13 protein-coding genes are annotated in these 15,880 nt (G+C 69.9%); 10 read left to right on the top strand and 3 right to left on the bottom strand.

Annotated elements, in window-relative coordinates; translation table 11 throughout:
- The first annotated feature begins 94 nt into the window (after positions 1-94).
- The 3 genes from AB0H42_RS03645 (at position 95) to AB0H42_RS03655 (ending at position 6,665) form a co-directional block, all read left to right on the top strand.
- Positions 95-3,319: an arabinosyltransferase domain-containing protein gene (locus AB0H42_RS03645; RefSeq protein ID WP_357049228.1), complete on the top strand. Its 3,225-nt coding sequence runs from the start codon at positions 95-97 to the stop codon at positions 3,317-3,319.
- A gap of 34 nt (positions 3,320-3,353) precedes the next feature.
- Positions 3,354-5,780, top strand: a complete 2,427-nt coding sequence (locus AB0H42_RS03650) for an HAD-IC family P-type ATPase (protein ID WP_357049231.1) — start codon at positions 3,354-3,356, stop codon at positions 5,778-5,780.
- A 66-nt stretch (positions 5,781-5,846) separates the two neighbouring features.
- Positions 5,847-6,665, top strand: coding sequence for a PhzF family phenazine biosynthesis protein (locus AB0H42_RS03655; protein WP_357049234.1), 819 nt, complete (start codon positions 5,847-5,849; stop codon positions 6,663-6,665).
- Here the strand turns inward: AB0H42_RS03655 and AB0H42_RS03660 are convergent, their stop codons facing one another.
- Genes AB0H42_RS03660 through lspA form a run of 3 tightly spaced genes read right to left on the bottom strand, consistent with a single transcriptional unit; the run spans position 6,666 to position 9,034 of the window.
- On the bottom strand, positions 6,666-7,364 hold the full coding sequence (locus AB0H42_RS03660) for a hypothetical protein (RefSeq protein ID WP_357049237.1): 699 nt from the start codon (positions 7,362-7,364) through the stop codon (positions 6,666-6,668).
- A 6-nt stretch (positions 7,365-7,370) separates the two neighbouring features.
- The gene (locus AB0H42_RS03665) at positions 7,371-8,297 is read right to left on the bottom strand and encodes an RluA family pseudouridine synthase (protein WP_357049240.1); all 927 of its coding nucleotides are present in this window, start codon (positions 8,295-8,297) and stop codon (positions 7,371-7,373) included.
- The gene (lspA, locus tag AB0H42_RS03670) at positions 8,294-9,034 is read right to left on the bottom strand and encodes a signal peptidase II (protein ID WP_357049243.1); all 741 of its coding nucleotides are present in this window, start codon (positions 9,032-9,034) and stop codon (positions 8,294-8,296) included. Before lspA ends, AB0H42_RS03665 begins: the two co-directional genes overlap by 4 nt.
- 161 nt (positions 9,035-9,195) lie before the next feature.
- On the opposite strand from lspA, the gene AB0H42_RS03675 reads away from it, so the two are divergent.
- The 7 genes from AB0H42_RS03675 to AB0H42_RS03705 all read left to right on the top strand — a co-directional run bounded on the left by AB0H42_RS03675 (position 9,196) and on the right by AB0H42_RS03705 (position 15,848).
- Positions 9,196-10,140, top strand: coding sequence for a hypothetical protein (locus tag AB0H42_RS03675; protein ID WP_357049246.1), 945 nt, complete (start codon positions 9,196-9,198; stop codon positions 10,138-10,140).
- 92 nt (positions 10,141-10,232) lie between these two features.
- Positions 10,233-10,694, top strand: a complete 462-nt coding sequence (locus AB0H42_RS03680; protein ID WP_356956082.1) for a VOC family protein — start codon at positions 10,233-10,235, stop codon at positions 10,692-10,694.
- Positions 10,695-10,779: 85 nt separating this feature from the next.
- Complete coding sequence (locus AB0H42_RS03685) at positions 10,780-11,532, top strand: LytTR family DNA-binding domain-containing protein (RefSeq protein ID WP_357049249.1); 753 nt, start codon at positions 10,780-10,782, stop codon at positions 11,530-11,532.
- A complete protein-coding gene (locus AB0H42_RS03690; protein ID WP_357049252.1) occupies positions 11,529-11,897 on the top strand; it encodes a hypothetical protein in 369 nt (122 codons plus the stop codon). Before AB0H42_RS03685 ends, AB0H42_RS03690 begins: the two co-directional genes overlap by 4 nt.
- A gap of 45 nt (positions 11,898-11,942) precedes the next feature.
- Positions 11,943-13,700: a cation acetate symporter gene (locus tag AB0H42_RS03695; RefSeq protein ID WP_357049255.1), complete on the top strand. Its 1,758-nt coding sequence runs from the start codon at positions 11,943-11,945 to the stop codon at positions 13,698-13,700.
- A 163-nt stretch (positions 13,701-13,863) separates the two neighbouring features.
- Positions 13,864-14,217, top strand: a complete 354-nt coding sequence (locus tag AB0H42_RS03700) for a DUF485 domain-containing protein (protein ID WP_357049258.1) — start codon at positions 13,864-13,866, stop codon at positions 14,215-14,217.
- The gene (locus tag AB0H42_RS03705; RefSeq protein ID WP_357049261.1) at positions 14,214-15,848 is read left to right on the top strand and encodes a cation acetate symporter; all 1,635 of its coding nucleotides are present in this window, start codon (positions 14,214-14,216) and stop codon (positions 15,846-15,848) included. The genes AB0H42_RS03700 and AB0H42_RS03705 overlap by 4 nt, the downstream gene beginning before the upstream one ends.
- The last annotated feature ends 32 nt before the right edge of the window (positions 15,849-15,880 follow it).

Genomic DNA, 15,880 nt, shown 5'->3' on the forward strand with positions numbered 1-15,880 from the left:
CTGTAGCGGACCGGCTGGTCTCGTTCTAGGACTTCGAGAGGATCGGTGAGCGCAGCCGCAGCGGTGTGCGCGACCCCCGCTAGGATTGCGCCCCGTGGCTGACACGATGGTGGTGGCGGCGCCCGAGCCGACAGATCTCTCCGACGGTCCCCGATCCCGATCGCGGGGTGGCTGGGCGCGGCCGGTCGCGCTGGTGTCGGCGCTCATCGGAGCAGTGCTGGCGATAGCGGTACCCCTGCTGCCGGTCCGGGTCGACGCCGCAACACTGTCCTGGCCGCAGGACGATTCCGCCGCCTCGATCGAGGCCCCGCTGGTCGCGTACGCGCCGTTGGACTACACGGCCACTGTGCCGTGTGCGGCGATCCAGCAACTCGGGGCCGGCGGCGGGGTGCTGACCGCCACCGCGCCCTACGGCGCACCCGATCTGGAACGCTACGGTTTCCTGGCCCGGGTCCGGCCCGCGACACCGGAGGCCGGGGCGCAGCTCGACGTCGTCCTGCGCAACCAATCGCTGTTCAGCGTTCCGGTCGCGGAACTGCCCCCGAACTGCGAACTCGACGTGCGCGCCGGGATGACCGAATCCGTCGCCTCGCTCACCGGATCGGAGCCGGTGGTGCTGAGCGGTGATTTCCGCCCCCAACTGGTCGGTGTGTTCAGCGATCTGACCGATCCCGCGGGCACCCGGGTCACCGCCGAGGTCGACAGCCGGTTCACCTCCAGCCCGACTCCGCTGAAACAGATCGCGATCTGGGTGGCGGTCGCCGCGACACTGATCTCACTGTTCGCGCTGCACCGGCTGGACAGCCTCGACGGACGCCGCGCCCGCCGGTTCCTGCCGGCCCGCTGGTGGACCTTCCGTCCGGTCGATGTGGTGGTGCTGGGCACGCTGGTGCTGTGGCATTTCATCGGCGCCACCACCTCCGACGACGGCTACCAGTTCGGCATGGGCCGCACCTCGCAGGCTGCCGGTTATATGGCGAACTACTTCCGCTGGTTCGGGGTCCCGGAGAACCCGGTCGGCACCCCGTATTACGACCTCATCGGCCTGATGGCCGATCTCACCACCGCCAGCCCCTGGGTGCGGCTGCCCGGTCTGCTGGCGGGCATCCTGGCCTGGCTGGTGATCAGTCGCGAGGTGGTGCCCCGGTTCGGGGCCGCGCTGCATCGCAACACGTTCGTCCCGTGGACCGGCGCGCTGGTGTTCCTGGCCGTCTGGCTGCCCTACAACAACGGGCTGCGACCCGAGCCCATCGTCGCGCTCGGGGTGCTGCTCACCTGGTGCTCGGTCGAGCGCGGTATCGCTACCCGGCGGCTGCTGCCGTTCGCGGTCGCGCTGCTGATCGCCGCCTTCAGCTGCACCGCCGGCCCGCACGGCATCATCTGCGTGGCCGCCCTGCTCGCCGGACTGCGGCCGCTGATCAAGATCCTCGCCGCCCGCGCGCCGCGGATCGGCCGGCTCGCGCACGTGCTGCCGCTGGCCGCCGCGGGTGTCCTCGTGCTGGTGGTGGCCTTCGCCGACCAGCCGTTCAGCGCCATGATGGAAATGCGCCGGGTGCACGAACTGGCCGGTCCGCATGTGCTCTGGTTCGACGAATATCTGCGCTATCAGTACCTGTTCATGGGTACGGTCGACGGCTCGGTGGCCCGCCGCTTCGGGATCTTCGTGATGATCGCCGGGCTGGCGGTATGCCTGCTCACCCTGCTGCGTAAGGGCGGCCGGATTCCCACCGCCGCGGTGGGGCCGTCGCGGCGCATCCTCGGAGTCACCGTCGGCGCCATGGCGCTGATGATGACCACCCCGACCAAATGGACCCACCACCTCGGTGTCTTCGCCGGGCTGGCCGGCGCGGTGGCGGTATTGACGGCCGTCGCGATCGGGCCGCGGGTCATGCGCGCGCCGCGCAACCGGGCACTGTTCGCCGCCGCGGTGTCGTTCCTGCTGGCTCTCGTGTTCGCCGGCCCCAACGGCTGGTGGTACGTCTCCTCCTACAGCGTCCCGTGGTGGGACAAACAGCCGTCGGTGGCCGGTATCGCCTTCAACAAGGTCTTCCTGCTGGGCGCCGTGGCGCTGCTGGCGCTGGCGGCGTGGTGGCATGTGCGGGCACCCGATGACGGGCAGCACCGGATCTCGCGCTGGGGCTGGCGGTTCGCCAAGGTGCCGGCCCTGACGGTGGCCGCCGCGTTCATGGTGCTGTTCGAGGTGGCGTCGTTCGCGAAGGGTGCCGTCTCCCAATACCCGGCCTTCTCGCTGGCGAGTTCGAACCTGAGCGCGCTCGCCGGGAACACCTGCGGCCTGGCCCCGCACGTACTGGTGGAGACCGACCCCAACCGCAGCATGCTCACCCCGCTCGCCGGTGATCCCGCCGCGGCCCTGGCCGGTACCGGAACAGGCTTCAGCCCCACCGGAGTCGCGGCGGACCTGAGCGCCGATGCCGAGGAAGGCGCCGACGCCGCCATCGCCGATTCGGTGGGCGCGGCAACCGCGGGCACCGGTGTCGCGACCGAAACCGACAGTCCCGCATTGCCGTTCGGCCTGGATCCGGGGACTCCGGTCCTGGGCAGCGATCACGCCGACGGCCCGGCCCAACTGACCTCCGGCTGGTATCGGCTGCCACCGGCCGCCGACCGCGCGGATATCCTCGCCCTCGGCGCCGCGGGCCGAATCTGGTCGCAGGACACCGACGGTGTGGTGACCCACGGACAGTCACTGGAACTGGAATTCGGCTCCACCACCGCGCCGGGCGGTTCGGCCGCGGACCCGGTGCCGCTGCGCCGGGTGAATCCGATCGATATCGGCCCGGCGCCGTCGTGGCGCAACCTGCGGGTCCCGTTGGCGCCCTACGCCGATGCCGACACCGTGCGCATCGTGGCCGCCGACCGCGATCGCGATCCGCGCCAGTGGCTGGCCTTCACCCCGCCGCGGATGCCGCAGACCCAGGACCTGAACACGGTGGTCGGATCCGACGATCCGGTGCTGCTGGATTGGGCGGTGGGCCTGCAGTTCCCGTGCCAGCGGCCCTTCGACCACCGCATCGGCATCGCCGAGGTGCCGAAATACCGCATCCTGCCGGACCGGATCGGCGCGAACGACACCAACCTGTGGCAGAACCACGACGGTGGTGGCCCGCTGGGCTGGACCGGTCTGCTGCTGCACGCCCGCACCCTGCCGACCTATCTCGACCAGGACTGGGATCGCGATTGGGGACAGCTGCAGCAGTTCCTCCCCATCGATCCCGGTGCGGTTCCGGCCCATCCGCGCACGACGCAGGAGGACCACTCGGGGACCTGGACGCCCGGCCCGATCAACGTCGCCTGGTGAGCCGCGCGCCGCGGCGCTGGTTACGCTGACACCCATGTCGACAACTGTGCAGTCCGTCGGGATGCTCGGTCTCACCGCCGCGGAGGTGGCGCAGCGCCGGCGCGACGGGCTCACCAACGATGTACCGGACCGGGCCGGCCGTTCGGTGCGCGATATCGTCCGGGCGAATGTGTTCACCCGGATCAATGCCATCCTGGGTGTGCTGTTCGTCCTGGTGATGGCCACCGGATCGGTGATCGACGGAATGTTCGGGCTGCTGATCGTGGCCAACAGCGCGGTCGGCATCGTGCAGGAGATCCGGGCCAAACGCACCCTGGACCGGTTGGCGATCGTCGGTCAGGCGAAACCGACTGTGCGCCGGAACGGTAAGTCCGAACAGGTCGCGCCCAGTGAGGTGGTCCTCGACGATCTCATCGAACTCGGACCGGGTGACCAGATCGTGGTCGACGGCGAGGTGGTCGAAGCCGAACTGCTCGAGATCGACGAATCGCTGCTCACCGGCGAATCCGACGATGTCGCCAAGGAATCCGGCGCGCAGGTGCTCTCGGGCAGCTATGTGGTGTCCGGCTCGGGCGTCTACCGGGCGACCAAGGTCGGCAAGGACGCCTACGCCGCGAAACTGGCCGACGAGGCCAGCAAGTTCACCCTGGTGAATTCCGAATTGCGCAACGGTATCGACACCATCCTCAAGGTCATCACCTATCTACTCATCCCCGCCGGTGCCCTGAGCATCTACAACCAGCTGGTGTCCAGCGGAGAGTCCTGGCGGCCGGCCGTCACCGGAATGGTGGCCGCGCTGGTGCCGATGGTGCCCGAGGGTCTGGTGCTGATGACCTCGATCGCGTTCGCGGTCGGTGTGGTGCGGCTGGGGCAGCGCAAATGCCTGGTCCAGGAGCTGCCCGCCATCGAGGGACTGGCCCGGGTGGATGTGGTGTGCGCGGACAAGACCGGCACTCTCACCGAGAACGGTATGCGCCTGGCCGAACTCCGGATGATCGACACCGGTCCGGACGCCGAGGACCGGGCCCGGCAGGCGCTGGCCGCCATGGCCGCCGACGATCCCCGGCCCAATGCCAGCGTCCAGGCCATCGCCGAAGCACTCCCGGGGACACCTGGTTGGGAGTACACGGCCGTGGCGCCGTTCTCCTCGGCCAAGAAGTGGAGCGGTTTCTCCTACGGAGAGCACGGGGACTGGTTGCTGGGCGCACCCGATGTGCTGCTCGACGCCGGATCGGCCGATGCCCGCGCCGCCGAGGAACTCGGCGCCACCGGTCTGCGCGTGCTGTTGCTCGCCCGCGGCGACCGCGCGATGGACGCGACGGGCGCCCCCGGCACCATCACCCCGGTCGCCCTGGTGGTCCTCGAACAGAAGGTACGGCCCGACGCCCGCGACACCCTGGACTACTTCGCGAGCCAGGACGTGTCGATCAAGGTGATCTCCGGGGACAACGCCGTCTCGGTGGGCGCGGTCGCCTCTGCCCTGGACCTGCCCGGCGGCGACCACGCCGTCGACGCGCGGACCCTGCCCGAGGACCGCGCCGAACTCGCCGGAGTACTCGAGGAGCGGACCACCTTCGGGCGGGTCCGCCCCGACCAGAAGCGGGCCATGGTCGGCGCGCTGCAGTCCCGCGGGCACACCGTGGCCATGACCGGCGACGGGGTCAACGACGTGCTGGCACTCAAGGACGCCGATATCGGTGTGGCCATGGGCGCGGGCAGCCCGGCCACCCGGGCGGTCGCACAGATCGTGCTGCTGGACAATAAATTCGCCACCCTGCCGTACGTGGTGGGCGAGGGCCGCCGGGTCATCGGCAATATCGAACGGGTCTCCAACCTGTTCCTGACCAAAACCGTCTACTCGGTGCTGCTGGCCTTTCTGATCGGCGTCGCCGGCGTGGGCTCGCAGATCTTCGGCTACGAACCCATCGGCTACCCGTTCCTGCCCCGGCACGTGACGATCGCGGCCTGGTTCACCATCGGTATCCCCGCCTTCATCCTCTCGCTGGCCCCGAACAACGAACGGGCCCGCACCGGATTCGTCGGCCGGGTGATGCGGCTGGCGATCCCCTCGGGCGCGGTCATCGGTACCGCGACCTTCGTCGCCTACCTCATCGCCTACGCCGGCCCCGAGGCCGGCGAGCAGCAGAAGATGCAGGCCGGCACCACCGCGCTCATCACCCTGATCATGATCGCGGTGTGGGTGCTGGCGATCGTCGCCCGCCCCTACACCTGGTGGAAGGTCGTGCTGATCGGGGTCTCGGTGACGGCCTACCTGGTGCTCTTCACCGTCCCCTTCACCCGGGAATTCTTCGCGCTGGACCCGTCCAACCTGCGCCTGACCACCGCCGCGTTCGTCTGTGGCGTGGTGGGCATCGTGCTGGTGGAGGTCGCCTGGTGGGTGGGCGCGAGTGTGCGGGGCGAATCGCACAAGCTGATCCCTGCCGCGCCGGGCGAGTCCTGAACTGAGGCCCGCCGGCCGATAGCGGGTGAAGGATCCCGGTGTCGAAAAACACAGTACCTTCGTGGCATGGAGGTTCTGCTGCACCAGATCGACGCGTTCACCGACGCACCGTTCTCCGGGAACCCGGCAGCGGTGATGCCGTTGCCCACATGGTTGCCCGATACCGTGCTGCAACAGTTGGCCGAGGAGAACAATCTCGCCGAGACGGCCTTCTATACCTCCCGGTTACCCCCGGAGGCCGGGGTGCCGCCGGGGAGTTGGCCCGCCTACCATCTGCGCTGGTTCACGCCGATGACCGAGGTGGTGATGTGCGGGCACGCCACTTTGGCGGCGGCGGCGCATATTCTCTGCGATATCCAGCCGGGCGAGGACCGGGTCGGTTTCTTCACCCATAGTGGCTGGTTGCGGGTGGATCGCACCGATGACGACGAATACGTGCTGGATCTGCCCGCGGTGGCCTCCGTTCCGGCCGAACCGGATGCGGCACTGGTGGCGGCGCTGGGGGTGGAGCCGGTACGGGTGTACTCGGGCGCGGATGTGGTCGTGGTGCTGGACAGCGAGCGACAGGTCCGGGAGCTGGCTCCGGCCCTGAGTGCCTTTCCGAAGGTGCAACGGGGTGTGGTGGTCACCGCCCGGGGCGACGAGGTGGATTTCGTCTCGCGGTTCTTCGCGCCGGGGGTGGGTGTGCCGGAGGATCCGGTGACCGGTTCGGCGCATGCCCAGCTGGCGCCGCTGTGGAGTGCCGAGCTCGGGCGCAGCAGGTTGACGGCGCGTCAGCTGTCCCGGCGGGGTGGCTCGCTCGGCGTCGAGTTGGTCGAGGACCGGGTGTTGCTGACCGGTCGTTGCCACCGCTACCTCGACGGTGTGGTGACACTGGATTTCTGATCAGGCCGGTGGGACGGGCCCGTCGTCCGGTGGCGGGCCCACGGGGTCGGGGCTGTCGGGGAGCAGAGGGCCGACGGCGAACCGTCCGGCGACGGCGTCGGCCGGTAGCGCGTGCACCGCGCGGATTCCGGGCTGCCCGGTGAGCTCGCGGAGCCGGGGCAGCGGGGCCCGGACGATGACGCCGGGGGAGCATGCGCAGTCCGCGCGCAGGCGCGCGACGACCACGTCCAGGGTGCGGGCGGTGCGGTCGTCGCCGACGTAGCGGCGTTGATCGGCCAGCTGCCAGGCGGCGTCCGTGCCGGAGCGCCGCAGTGCGACGTCACCGGCGGGGGTCTGGACCGCGACCAGAGGAGTCGCGACCCGTGGGAGCGGAACTCGGTACAGCGCCTGGCCGATGCGCAGATCCCCGACCCGGCCGCGTAACTCCGTAGCGGGCCGGTACTCGGTGAACGACACCAGCGCCCACCGATCCGCACTGTCTGTCCCGGTGAGCGATTCCCGGGCCCGGTCGAGGTATTCGGCGATGGATTCACCCTGGTCGGGTCCGAGGCGGTCGGTGGAGACGATCTCCTCGGCGGGGGGGATCAGGTAGCCGAGTGCGAGGACGAAGACACCGCAGGCGGCCGCGGCCGCGCCGTAACCGAGCCCCCGGCGGATATTGCGGGGCCGGTGCGGCGGGGCGGCGGGTACCTCGGTCATCGGCGGTCAGGCGTCGCGTAGCACGCGCAGCGCGTGGGTGAGGTCGTCGGGGTATTCGCTGGTGATCTCCAGGTAGCGGCCGCCGGCGGGGTGCTGGAAGCCCAGCGATCGGGCGTGCAGCCATTGGCGTTTCAGTCCGAGCCGTTCGGCGAGCCGGGGATCGGCGCCGTAGGTGAGATCACCGCAGCAGGGGTGCCGGATCGCGGAGAAGTGCACCCGGATCTGATGTGTGCGGCCGGTTTCCAGATGAATATCGAGCAGGCTCGCCGCCTGGAACGCTTCCACGGTGTCGTAGTGGGTGACGCTGGGCCGGCCGTCGGAGGTGACCGCGAATTTCCAGTCGTTACCGCGGGCGCGGCCGATGGGAGCGTCGATGGTGCCGCTGCTGGGGTCGGGATGGCCCTGGACCAGGGCGTGGTAGCGCTTGTCCACGGTGCGCTGTTTGAACGCGCGTTTGAGCACGGTGTAGGCGTGTTCGGACTGGGCCACCACCATCACCCCGGAGGTGCCGACATCGAGGCGATGCACGATGCCCTGCCGTTCGTGCGCACCCGAGGTGGAGATCCGGTATCCGGCCGCGGCCAGCCCACCGACCACGGTGGGCCCGCTCCATCCGACTCCGGTGTGCGCGGCGACGCCGACCGGCTTGTCGACGGCGACGATATCGTCGTCGGCGTAGAGGATCTTCATACCCTCCACCGGTTCGGCGTCGATACTCAGTTCCCGGCGCGGTTCGGGAAACACCACTTCGAGCCAGGCGCCCGCGGTGAGCCGGTCGGATTTGCCGGCGGCCACTCCGTCGAGCTGCACCGCCCCTTCTTCGGCCAGGGCCGCGACCGCGGTCCGGGACAGTCCGAGCAGCCGCGCGAGGCCGGCGTCCACCCGCATCCCGTCGAGTCCGTCGGGGACGGGCATCGTCCTGGTCTCTCTCATGCGGCGGTCTCCTTGCCGTCGGCGGTGGCGGACGTTCCGGGCCCCTTGCCGGCGGTGGACTCCGGAGCGGCGCCGGCCGCGGAGTCCTCGGGTGTGGCGTCACCGGCGGAGCGGTCCCGGCCGGGGCCGGGCTCGTCGGCCGGGGCCGGGGCGGAATCCGTGGTGGACGTGGCCTTGTCCTTGTAGCGGGTGCCGTCGGGTTCGAAACCAAAGACGGTGAGCGTCACCAACAGGATCGCCCCGCACACGATCGAGGAATCGGCCACATTGAACACCGGCCACCAGCCGACCGAGACGAAATCCACCACATGACCCTGTAGCGGGCCCGGCGCGCGGAACAGCCGGTCCATCAGGTTGCCGAGCGCGCCGCCGAGGACCCCGCCGAGGCCGATCGCCCACAGGGTCGAGCGCAGGGTGCGGCCGATGCGCAGCACCCCGATCACCACCGCGGTCGCGATCAGCGTCAGCAACCAGGTCATGCCGGTGGCCATGGAGAACGCGGCGCCCGGATTGCGCACCAGCACCAGTTCCACGAAGTCACCGATGATCGACACCGGTTCGCCGGGACGTATCCGCGCGACCACGATGATCTTGGTGACCAGGTCGAGCGCGAACAGCGTCCCGGCGACCGCCAGCAGTAGCCGCAGCCGCTGCCGCGGTTGCGCGCCGGTCCCGCCGGGGCGGTCGTCGGGGTCCTGCTCTGGCGTAGGCCGGTCCTCACTCACGCCGACCATCATCTCTCGAGGAGGGACGGCCCAGCACTGTGGGCACCCGCGCGCACCGGCGACGGGCCGCCGCCCCGGTGTGTCGCGGCGCGAGCGCCGGTGCCGGGCGGGGCTTCCGGGAGTCGGCGCGATGTCCCAGCCCACGCTCAGGTACGCCTCGTAGGCTGTCGGGCGTGACGGTGTTGTGTTCGTTTCCCACGCCCCGCCTGGCAAGGTCCAGAGTGCTGATGGTGGTTCTCGCGGTGGGTCTCACCGCTTTCGGTTCCGGCTGCGGCGACGGCGGCGACTCCGGGGCGGAGGCAGACGGCACCGAACCGCTCGGAATAGGCGAGGTCACCGTGCCGATCGCGGCGGCCGTGGTCACCACGGTGGACCCCGGCGAGGAGCCCCGTTCGATGTTGCGGCCGTCCTACTACGACGGCACGATCCAGGCGGTGACGTTGCGCACCGATCACCGTATCCAGCAGCAGATCGATTCCCAGCAGGTCCGCGATTTCTCCAGTCCGGCGCTGACCATCCCGATGACCGCCACCACCGACGCCGACGGGGTGGAGCTCGCCCTCGGTTCGGTGACGACTTCCGATCCGGCGTTGTCGGAGGCGCTGACCGCCGCCGACGGAACGCACGCCGGGTTCGAGATGAGCGAACTCGGCGGAATCACCGCGTTGCGTCTTGCGCCCGCCCCCGACACCTCCAATTCGGCGCGAGCTGCCCTGGAACAAGCTTTCTACCAGGCGGTCTACCGATCCATCACCTTCCCCGACGAACCGGTCGGGGTGGGCGCGGTATGGCGGGTGCAGCAAACCGTGGGCGGCGGCGTCGACCTCGACCAGATCACCACGGCCACCCTGGTCGCCCGCGACGGTGGACGGTTGTCCATCCGGCTCGACGTCACCCAGACGCCGAAATCGAGTATCTGGGATCTGCCGAACGAGGCCGGCATCCTCGATATCGAGGACTACGCGATGCAGGGCAGCGGAGATATCACCGTGGATCTCGGCCTGCCGCTGCCGGTGGCCGGGTCGATCTCGATCGGCGGCCACCAGTTCTACCGTGACCCGCGCACCTCGACGGTGCTGCGTCAAGTCATCGAGACGAAGGTCAGCTGGGGCGGCTGATCCGGCGGCCGGGTTCGTCCACGGCCATCGGCGGGAACCGGGCATAGGCTCACAGGTGTCCGACACAACTCTCCGAGACCGGAGGTCCCGTGATGTCCGATGTCCCCCCTGTTCCCGAAGGTTATCCCACTATTTCCCCCGGCCTGGCGATCGCCGGGGCCGCGGACGCGGTGGAGTTCTACAAACGGGTGCTGGGGGCCACCGAACGGATGCGGATCCCGGGTCCCGGCGACACCGTGATGCACTGTGAGCTGCTGATCGGTAATTCGGTGCTGATGCTCGGCGACCCGGCCCCGGATATGGCGTTCCGGGACCCGCACTCGATCGGCGGCACCCCGGTCAACCTCTATGTCTACGTACCGGATATGGATGCGGCCCACGCCGCGGCGCTCGCCGCCGGCGCCACCGAGATCAGCGCCCCGCAGACCCAGTTCTACGGTGACCGGACCGGTTCGTTCGTGGACCCGTGGGGGCATCAGTGGACCGTCGCCACCCATGTGGAGGATATCGAGCCCGAGGAGATGCAACGGCGGATGGACCAGCTCGGATCCTGACCCGCTCCGAACCCCCGTACCGGACCCGCGGCCGGACCCCGGTGACTACGATGGGCGAGTCGAAGGAGCAGGAAGGGTCTGGCGGATGCGGGTGCTGGCCGTGGACGACGAGCAGCCGGCGCTGGACGAGCTGCTCTATCTGCTGCGCGCCGAACCCGCGGTGACCGACCTGCACGGCGCCGCCGACGCGACCGGCGCGTTGCGGATTCTGCGGGCGCACGCGGTCGACGCGGTCTTCCTGGATATCAATATGCCGGGCCTGGACGGTATGGAACTGGCCGGGGTGCTCGCCGAATTCGTGCATCCGCCGGCGATCGTCTTCGTCACCGCGCACGAGGATCACGCGGTGGCCGCGTTCGATCTGGGCGCGGTGGACTACCTGCTCAAACCGGTGCGCCGGCAGCGGCTGGGGGCCGCGGTGCGGCGGATCGCCGACCGCCGGACCCGCACCGATCCGGAGCCGGGTCCGAGTGCGTTCGGGGGCCACGAAGTCATTCCGGTCGAGCTGGGCGGGGTCACCACACTGGTGCACCGATCACAGGTGAACTGGGTGGAAGCCGAGGGCGACTACGCCCGGCTGCACACCGACACCGGTTCTCATCTGGTGCGCATCCCGCTCTCGGCGTTGCAGGACCGCTGGCGCGAGGATTTCCTGCGGGTGCATCGCTCGTATCTGGTGGCGCTCGGGCGGGTGACCGGGCTGCGGACGGTGGGCTCGGGCACGCTGGTATGTCTGCGCGGGGCGCAGCGGGTGGAGCTTCCGGTGAGCCGTCGCCAGGTACGCGAACTCAAACAGCGGCTGGTGCACGGACCGCATCCGTCGCCGGACCGGCGATGATCGGCCCCGCCCCGCGGCCGCCCCGCCGGCGGGTGGTGCTCGCCGAACGCCGGGGCGCGCGCCGCGTCCGGACCCGGGTGGAGGTCGCCGAACAGACCGAGATCGGCGAGGCGCTGATCGGCGGGCTCATCCGGGCGCAACTGGGGCTGGCCCTGAGCTGTGGTCTGGTGATCGCCCTACTCCTCGCCGCGCTCCCGCTGCTGTTCGGCGTGACCGCGATCGCCGAGACCGTGGTGTTGGGTATCCGGCTGCCGTGGCTGGTGCTGGGCGGAGCCGCCTACCCGCTGCTGTGGCTCACCGGGCGGGTGTACCTGCGGCTGGCCGAGCGCAACGAGAATGATTTCCTCGAGCTCACCGGTGATTGAGCGGCCCGCGCCGGGGGCCCGGATCCGGTCGATGGGCAGGCCGGAATGGTGACCGCGTCCGGCCTCACGGTGGCGGCACTGCTCGCGGCGGCGCTGGCGACGGTCGTCCTCGGTGTGTACGGGGTGCGCTGGGCTCGCACGACCTCGGATTTCCTGGTGGCCTCCCGCAGTGTCGGCCCACGCTGGAACGCCGCCGCCGTCTCCGGTGAGTATCTGTCCGCCGCGTCGTTCCTGGGGGTCGCCGGGCTGATCGCCAAATACGGCGCCGATGCCCTGTGGTACCCGGTGGGTTTCACCGCCGGGTACCTGGCGCTGCTGCTCTTCGTGGCGGCGCCGCTGCGGCGGTCCGGGGCCTACACCGTGCCCGATTTCGCCGAGTTCCGGTGGGGTTCGCCGCGGTTGCGCCGCCTCGCCGCCGTGGTGGTGGTGCTGGTGTGCGCGGTGTACGTGATCCCGCAGTTCCAGGGCGCCGGGTTGACGCTGCGCATTCTGCTGGGTGTACCGGGCTGGGTGGGGGCGGTCGCGGTGGCGGTGATCGTGGTGGCCAATGTCGTCTCCGGGGGGATGCGGTCGATAACCCTGGTCCAGGCCTTTCAGTACTGGCTGAAACTGACCGCGGTGGCGCTGCCCGCGCTGGTCCTGCTGGTGCATTTCTCCGCCGCCGACCGGCCCGGCGGCGACCGCGAACTCGGCGCGCCCGCCCCGCCGACGGTGAGCGAGCAGACCACGGTGGAGGTGACCACCCCGGTACTCGTGCAATTGGCCGCACCGCAGTGGGTCTCGGTGCACGGGATCCTGGACGACCGCACGGTGGACGGTCCGGTTCTGCTGGCGGCGGGTATTCACGAATTGGCCCGGGACACCCTGCTGGTGCTCGAACCGGGCGCGGCGGTGCCGGTGGTGGCAGGTGCCCCGGCCGACGGCGCGCACTGGCTGCTGCCCGGCGGCGGTTTCGCCGGACCGCATCCGCGATACCAGGTGTACTCGCTGATGATCGCCACATTCCTGGGCACCATGGGATTGCCGCATGTCCTCGTGCGCTTCTACACCAACCGCGACGGCCGGGCCGCCCGCTCCACCGCGCTCGCCGTGATCGCGCTGGTCGGCACCTTTTACCTGTTCCCGGTGCTGCTGGGTGTCTTCGCCCGGCTATATGTGCCGCAACTGCTGATCACCGGAACATCCGATGCCGCGGTCCTGCTGCTGCCCTCGTCGGCGCTGGCGGGGCTGCCCGGGCAGTTACTGGCGGCGCTGGTCGCGGCGGGCGCCATGGCCGCTTTCCTGTCCACGTCCTCGGGGCTGGTGGTGAGTATCGCCGGCGTGCTGAGTACGGATGTGCTGCGCGGGCGGATCCGGGACTTCCGGGTCGCGGCGCTGGTCGCCGGCGCGGTACCGCTGACACTGTCGCTGGGGGTGGTCTCGCTGGACCTGTCCCGCACGGTGGGGCTGGCGTTCTCGCTCGCGGCCGCGACCCTGTGCCCGCTGCTGGTGCTCGGAATCTGGTGGCGCGGCCTCACCGCAGTGGGTGCGGCCGCCGGTCTGGTGACCGGCGGCACCGTGGCGGGCGCGGCGACCCTGGTCTCCGTGCTGGGCGGCGTCTCCGGCCAGTTGGCGGACGGCTGGGCCGCGGCGCTGCTCGGCTATCCCGCGGCCGTGGCGGTGCCGCTGGCCTTCGCGACCATGGTGCTGGTCAGTCGCTGGACCCCGCGACCGCCGGGGGTGGGCCGGGCGTTCGTCCGGATGCACGCCCCGGAGCGGCTGGGCATGGGCGCCGACCGCGTGCCCGGGCACCGGCCGGACTGATCGGCGGCAGCGACCGGGCCCCGACCGCTCGTCGCGGCCCAGCGACCGCTCACCGCACACTTCCCCGTCTCCACCGAGTGACTCCCATCACAGGGGTCGCGAATCGCCCTCGGCCCGCTACCTTCTGCTCAGGTAATACACGTCACATGATGAGGGACCCGGCATGACCGATATCGATCTCGACAAAAGCGGGGAGCGGGCCGGCCCGCCGCCCGATTTCGTCGCCGCGCAGGCGAGCCCGGAGTTCCAGGAACTCCGTAACCGGCTGCGCCGCTTCATTTTTCCCATGGCCGCCCTGTTCCTGCTCTGGTACCTCGGTTATGTGCTGCTCGGCGCCTACGCGCACGATTTCATGGCCACTCCGGTGTTCGGTGAGATCAATATCGGACTGCTGCTGGGGCTGGGCCAGTTCGTCTCGACCTTCGTGATCACCGGTCTCTACGTCCGCTTCGCCAATCGGGAACTGGACCCGCGGGCCGCCGCGCTCCGCGCCGAACTGGAAGGGACCCGGTCGTGACCACGCTGTACGCCGCCGACGCCACGGTCGGCAATCCGGTCGCCAATATCGCCATCTTCGCGCTGTTCGTCGCGGTCACCATGGTCGTGGTGCTCTGGGCGGGCCGCAACACCTCCGGCGCGACCGACTATTTCACCGGTGGCCGGGGTTTCACCGGGCCGCAGAACGGGATAGCCATCGCCGGGGACTACCTGTCCGCGGCGAGCTTCCTCGGGATCGCCGGCGCCATCGCGGTCTACGGCTACGACGGTTTCCTCTATTCGATCGGTTTCCTCGTCGCCTGGCTGGTGGCGCTGCTGCTGGTGGCCGAAATGCTGCGGAACACCGGCAAGTTCACCATGGCCGATGTGCTGAGTTTCCGGCTGAAGCAGCGGCCGGTGCGTACCGCGGCCGCGATCAGCACTCTGGCCGTGTCGCTGTTCTACCTGCTCGCCCAGATGGCCGGCGCCGGTGGTCTGGTGGCCCTGCTGCTGGATGTGTCCAGTAAGACCGGGCAGGCCGTGGTGATCGCCGTGGTCGGTCTGCTGATGATCGTGTACGTGCTGGTGGGCGGGATGAAGGGCACCACCTGGGTACAGATCATCAAGGCGGTCCTGCTCATCGCGGGCGCCGCGGTGATGACGGTGATGGTGCTGGCGAAGTTCGGGTTCGATCCCTCCGGCATCCTTTCCGGCGCGCAGAGCGCGATCGGCGGGTCCGAGAACGCGAAAGTGGCCGCGCGGGACGTCCTCGCCCCCGGCGCGCAGTACGGCGGCAGCGAGATGTCGAAACTGAACTTCGTCTCGCTCGGCCTGGCGCTGGTATTGGGCACCGCGGGTCTGCCGCATGTGCTGATGCGTTTCTACACGGTGCCGACCGCCAAGGAGGCCCGCCGTTCGGTGGTCTGGGCGATCGCGCTGATCGGCGCCTTCTACCTGTTCACCCTGGTGCTCGGCTACGGCGCGGCGGCGATCGTCGGCCCGGACCGGATACTCGGCGCGGCCGGCGGACAGAACGCCGCGGCGCCGCTGCTGGCCTTCGAACTCGGTGGCGTGATCCTGCTGGGCATCATCTCGGCGGTGGCGTTCGCGACCATTCTCGCGGTGGTCGCCGGACTCACCATCACGGCATCGGCCTCGTTCGCCCACGATATCTACGCCAATGTCATCCGGCGCGGCAAGGCCGACGACGCCGCCCAGGTCCGGGTCTCCCGGATCACCGCGGTGGTGATCGGCGTGCTGGCCATCGCCCTGGGCATCCTGGCCAACGGCCAGAACATCGCCTTCCTGGTGGCGCTGGCGTTCGCGGTCGCGGCCTCGGCGAACCTGCCGACCATTCTGTACTCGCTGTTCTGGCGGCGGTTCAACACCACGGGCGCGCTGTTCAGCATGTACGGGGGACTGATCTCCACGGTCGTGCTGATCGTGTTCTCCCCGGCGGTCTCCGGATCGGCGACCGCGATGCTGCCGGACCTGGATTTCGACTGGTTCCCGCTGTCCAACCCGGGGATCGTGTCCATCCCGCTGGCGTTCGTGCTCGGGGTGATCGGCACCTACCTCGGCGGCAAGGACACCGAAGATCCGGCGAAGGCCGCGGAAATGGAGGTCCGGGCACTGACCGGGGTCGGCGCCGAGAAAGCCGTCGCGCACTGAGCGCGGGCCCGGATGCCGCGGCGGCGGCATCC

The organism is Nocardia sp. NPDC050799, assembly GCF_040654015.1.
Taxonomy (GTDB): Bacteria; Actinomycetota; Actinomycetes; order Mycobacteriales; family Mycobacteriaceae; genus Nocardia.